The following is a 5,280-nucleotide window of genomic DNA, read 5'->3' as shown; positions in this document are numbered from 1 at the left end:
AGCTCGGGGTGCAGGGTCTCCGGGTGGTTGCGGGAGCGGTTGAGCAGCTCGGCCTGCAGCACGTTGAGCGGGTCTGTGTAGGGGTTACGCAGCTTGATGGACTCCTTGATCCACGGCTGATCCTCCAGCAGATCCCCGCGCGGACTCAGTTTCAGCACCACCTCGATGGATTCAGCGAGCTCCTGACGTAGCTGTTTACCAAGGCCCCACAGCTCCTGCGGCACCAGACGGGTATCGTAGTACTCGGCGAGCCAGGCATCAGCCTTGAGGAACACCATCTCCAGCATCTCGAGGCGAGTGCGGAAGAAGGGCCACTGGGCGCTCATCTCCTCCAGCACCGCCAGCTTGCCGCCATCGATGGCCTGTTGCAGCGCCTTGTGGGCACCGAGCCAGGCCGGCAGCATCAGGCGGTTCTGGGTCCAGGCGAAAATCCAGGGGATGGCGCGCAGGCTCTCGACGCCGCCATTGGGCTTGCGCTTGGCCGGGCGGGAACCGAGCGGCAGCTTGCCGAGCTCCATCTCCGGGGTAGCGGCACGGAAGTAAGGGACGAAGTCCGGATGACCGCGCACGATACTGCGGTAGTGATCGCAGGAGTCGGCGGCCAGCTGTTCCATCACCTCGCGCCAGCACTCTTTCGGCTTGGGTGGCGGCAGCAGGTTCCCTTCCAGCACGGCGCTGGTGTAGAGCTCCAGACTCTTGATCGCCACTTTCGGCAGACCGAACTTGAAGCGGATCATCTCCCCCTGTTCGGTGGTACGCAGACCGCCGCGCAGGGATCCCGGCGGCTGGGAGAGGATCGCCTGATGGGCAGGGGCACCGCCACGACCGACGGTACCGCCACGGCCATGGAACAGGGTGAGGCGGATGTTGTTGGCTTCGGCCAGACCCACCAGGGATTCCATGGCGGCGTACTGGGCCCAGCCAGCGGCCATCATGCCCGCATCCTTGGCAGAGTCGGAGTAACCGATCATCACGTACTGACGGCCCTGAATGTAGCCGCGATACCAGTCCACCGAGAGCAGACGCTCCATCACGGCGGTGCCTGCCATCAGGTCATCCTGGGTTTCGAACAGCGGAGCGACCGGCATGCGGAACTTGCAGCCCGCCTCTTTAAGCAGCAGTTGCACCGACAGCACATCGGACGGCGCTCCGGCCATGGAGATGATGTAGATGCCGAACGCGTCGGGGTCGTGCTGGGCGATGACCTGGCAGGTATCCAGCGTCTCGCGTACTTCATCGCTCGGCTCCCAGTCGTGGGGAATGAGCGGGCGACGGGAGCTCAGTTCGCCCAGCAGGAAGGCCTGCTTGTCATCTTCGCTCCACTCGGCGTAGTCACCCAGACCCAGATAGCGGGTCAGCTCGGAGAAGACCAGCCCGTGACGCTCGCCATCCTGACGGATATCCAGTTTGACCAGATGGATGCCGAAACAGGCGACCTTGCGCAGCACATCCAGCAGCATGCCATCGGCGATGTTGCCCATGCCGCAGGCATGCAATGAGTGGTAGCAAAGCTCCAGCGGCTCGCGCAGCTGGGCGGTGGTCTTGACCAGATCCCGGCTCTCGCTCGCCTGCCCCTGCACCTTGGCAGTGAGGTGCTCCTTGGTTTCGCGCAGCGCTTCACGCAGCTCGCGCACCAGCGCGCGGTAGGGCTCGGGGTGATCGCCAACGCGAGCACGCACGGCGTCGGTACAGTCGGACATGGAGAGCTCGGAGGTGAGCTCCTTGATGTCTTTGTAGAACAGGCTCACCGCCATCCAGCGGCCCAGCTCCAGCACTTCGGCCGTCACCTTGGCGGTGACGAAGGGGTTGCCGTCACGGTCACCGCCCATCCAGGAGGTGAACTTGACCGGCGCGGCATCCAGCGGCAGCCGCACACCCAGATGGTGTTGCAGACGCTCGTCCAGATTGCGCATGAATTCGGGAATGGCTGGCCACAGGCTGTTCTCCACCACGGCGAAGCCCCACTTGGCCTCGTCGACCGGAGTCGGGCGCTGTTCGCGGATCTCGTTGGTGTGCCACGCCTGATTGATCAGCTGCTCGATGCGATTGAGGATCTTGTCCCGCTCGCGGGGCAGCAGGTCGGAGAGCTCCAGCGCCTCGAGGCAGTCGTTGAGCTGTACGTGCTTGTGGATCAGGGTGCGACGGGTCACCTCGGTGGGGTGAGCGGTCAGCACCAGATCGATATCCAGCTCGCGCACGGCCTGAATGATGGCCTCTTGCGACAGGTTGGAGGCTTTCAGCTTGTCGAACATCTGCTCCAGCGGGTCCGGGGTGCAGATCTGCTCTTCGCAGCGACGGGAGATGGTGTGGAACTGTTCCGCCACGTTGGCCAGATTGAGGAACTGGCTGAAGGCGCGGGCCACCGGCAGCAGTTCATCATCGCTCAGGGTGCGCAGGGTATCGAGCAGACGTTCCCGGTCTGATTCATTGCCCTTGCGAGAGGACTTGGCCAATTGGCGAATGGTTTCGATCTTGTCGAGAAAGGCCTGACCCTGATGATCCTTGATGGATTTACCCAGCAGCTGACCCAGCATACCTACGTTGGCGCGTAGTGCGGCGTACTTTTCGTTCATTCCACATCCTTATCTTGTTGGTGCCTGACACCCATCCGGGGTGCTAGACGACCTCACTTATTGTTGTGCGATTACAACATATGCTTCGTCATCTTAGGGTGACAATCTACCCAGATTGTCTGCGCAAGGTCAAATAACAGGCCGATTCAGAACATGTATTTCCATCACCACTCCACAACCGGCTTGTTATGTAACTTACTTACAGTTTTTACGCCCCTTTCACCGCCGCCGCTACAGGCAAAAACGTCTGATCAGGTGCTGCAACACTGAGGTGGTCGGCTTGACGAAGGAGAGGTCGAGATACTCATCCGGCTGGTGCGCCTGGGTGATATGACCGGGGCCCATCACTATGGTCTCGCAGCCAAGCTGCTGGATAAACGGTGCCTCGGTGCAGTAGTTGACCGACTCGGCGGCGCGGCCGCTCGCCTTCTCAGCTTCGCGCACCAGCACAGAGTCGTCGGCGCAGGCGTAGGCGGGAATGGGCTCGTGCAGATGTTGTAGATGCAGGCAGCCCGGCTGGTGGATCTCGATGGGTGACAGCGCCTCTTTGAGCATCCCCATCAACTCATCCGGCCCCACCTGCGGAGTAGGCCTCAGGTCGATATGCAGCTCGCAGCAGCCGCAGATGCGGTTCGGGCTGTCACCGCCCTGAATGTAACCCAGGTTCAGAGTCGGCTGCGGCACGGCAAAGCGGTGGTCGGCGTAGCGATCTTTCAGATCCTGCTGCAAGCGCAGCACCTGCCCCATCGCCTTGTGCATGATCTCCATGGCGTTGACGCCGTTGGCGGGATCCGAGCTGTGACCGCTCTTGCCGGTAATGCGGATCGCCTCCGACATATGTCCCTTGTGGGCCACCACGGGCACCAGTCCGGTTGGTTCGCCAATCACGGCGTAGTCGGGTTTGAGTTCGGCTGACGCTGCGATGGCGCGGGCCCCCGCCATGGTGGTCTCTTCATCGGCAGTGGCGAGAATGCGCAGGGGCTTGGTGAGAGTGGTGAGGTCGATCTCCTTGAGCGCCTCGACGATAAAGGCGAAGAAGCCCTTCATGTCGATGGTGCCGAGGCCATAGAGGCGGTTGCCCTCTTCGGTCAACTTGAAGGGATCCTTGCTCCACCCCCCCTCATCGAACGGCACAGTATCGGTGTGGCCCGCCAGCAGCAGACCGCCCTCACCCTGACCGATCGTCGCCACCAGATTGAACTTGCCCGGCAGATCGGGGAGCGCTGTCACCTCGCACTGAAAACCGAGCTGACCGAACCAGTCAGCCAGCAGCCGGATCACTGCCTCGTTGCTCTGATCCCACTTGGGATCCGTGCTGCTGATAGAGGGAATCGCAATAATATTCTTATAAAGTGAAAAAAAATCCAGATTAGCCATCAGCTCCTCCTTGCGTCCCGGGAATGTTTCTGTTAGAAAATACAAATGCAAAGTGAGTGCATGAATATTCTGTAATTTTACCTGAATATCTGGCTCATCAACAAAGGCTTCTAGTTGTAAGGGAAAGTTAATGTTCTGTCACCTGATCTATAACCGACGACACACACCCGCCTGAATTGCCCCTCCGCACTTGTGTTATCAAGACGGTGCAAAGGGGCGATCGAACACCCTTGTGCACTGCAGCGTCATGCTGTGAATCTCGAACTCTGACTTGGAATATGCAACATGCTTAACACCGTTATCGTCGGTGCCAGTGGCTACGCGGGAGCCGAACTGGCCGCACTGGTACAGAACCATCCACAACTCAAACTGTTCGGCCTCTATGTCTCGGCCGGCAGTCAGGATGCCCACAAGCGCTTCTCTTCCCTGCATCCCCAGTGGGTCGGCGCCCTCGATCAGCCGCTGCTGCCACTGGACGAGGATGGCATGACCCGGATCCTGACCCAGGCCGACCTGGTACTGCTGGCCACCGCCCACGAGGTAAGCGCCGAACTCGCACCCAAGTTTCTCGCCAAGGGTCTGCCGGTATTCGATCTCTCCGGTGCCTTCCGGGTCAAGGATCAGAGCTTTTACGACAGCTTCTACGGCTTCACCCACCAGAGCAAGCAGTGGCTGGATCAGGCCGTCTATGGTCTGGCCGAGTGGAATGCCGATGCCATCGCTACCGCCCAACTGGTCGCCGTGCCGGGTTGCTACCCGACCGCATCGCTGTGCGCCCTCAAGCCGCTGCAGCAGGATGGTCTGATTGCCAAGGGGTGGCAGCCCATCATCAACGCGGTCTCCGGGGTTTCCGGCGCCGGGCGCAAGGCTGCCATCAACACCAGCTTCTGCGAAGTGAGCCTTAACCCTTACGGCACCTTCAATCACAGACACCAGCCGGAGATCAGCCATCACCTCGGCAAGGAGGTGCTGTTCCAGCCCCACCTTGGCAACTATGTGCGCGGCATTCTGGCCACCATTTATGTGCAGCTGGCGGACGGCGTCACCCCCACCCAGGTGGATCAGGCCTTCCTCAAGGCTTACGAAGGCAAGCCGCTGATGCGCCTCACCGGCCAGATGCCCTCCATTCGCGGCGTCGCGGGCACCCCTTACTGCGATATCGCCTGGCAACAGCAGGGCAACATGCTGGTGGTGGTCTCTGCCATCGACAACCTGCTCAAGGGCGCCGCCTCGCAAGCCATGCAGTGCATAAATATCAAATTTGGATTTGAACCGGCCACCGGCCTGATTTAAGGACTTAGGAAGGATCTCGAACATGGACAAACAGACG

3 protein-coding genes are annotated in these 5,280 nt (G+C 60.7%); 1 reads left to right on the top strand and 2 read right to left on the bottom strand.

What is annotated here, in order from left to right; genetic code table 11:
* Positions 1-2,573, bottom strand: a 2,573-nt coding sequence (gene ppc / locus ACRAUW_RS16640) for a phosphoenolpyruvate carboxylase (protein WP_431363170.1), incomplete at its 3' end; no start/stop codon positions are given.
* A 231-nt stretch (positions 2,574-2,804) separates the two neighbouring features.
* Positions 2,805-3,950 carry an acetylornithine deacetylase gene (gene argE / locus ACRAUW_RS16635; RefSeq protein WP_431363169.1) on the bottom strand — a complete coding sequence of 382 codons (1,146 nt, stop codon included), beginning with the start codon at positions 3,948-3,950 and terminating at the stop codon, positions 2,805-2,807.
* Positions 3,951-4,235: 285 nt separating this feature from the next.
* Here argE and argC point away from each other — a divergent pair, with 285 nt between their 5' ends.
* The gene (argC, locus tag ACRAUW_RS16630) at positions 4,236-5,243 is read left to right on the top strand and encodes an N-acetyl-gamma-glutamyl-phosphate reductase (RefSeq protein WP_431363168.1); all 1,008 of its coding nucleotides are present in this window, start codon (positions 4,236-4,238) and stop codon (positions 5,241-5,243) included.
* Positions 5,244-5,280 lie beyond the last annotated feature (37 nt).

The organism is Aeromonas sp., assembly GCF_050633025.1.
Lineage (GTDB): Bacteria > Pseudomonadota > Gammaproteobacteria > Enterobacterales > Aeromonadaceae > Aeromonas.
The sequence above is the reverse complement of the archived record's forward strand: the minus strand, read 5'-3'. Positions and strand labels throughout refer to the sequence as shown.

What these genes read in the sequence shown, in the direction of transcription:
- argE (WP_431363169.1), bottom strand. Translation starts at nt 3,950, where the DNA reads ATGGCTAATCTGGATTTTTTTTCACTTTATAAGAATATTATTGCGATT.
- argC (WP_431363168.1), top strand. Translation starts at nt 4,236, where the DNA reads ATGCTTAACACCGTTATCGTCGGTGCCAGTGGCTACGCGGGAGCCGAA.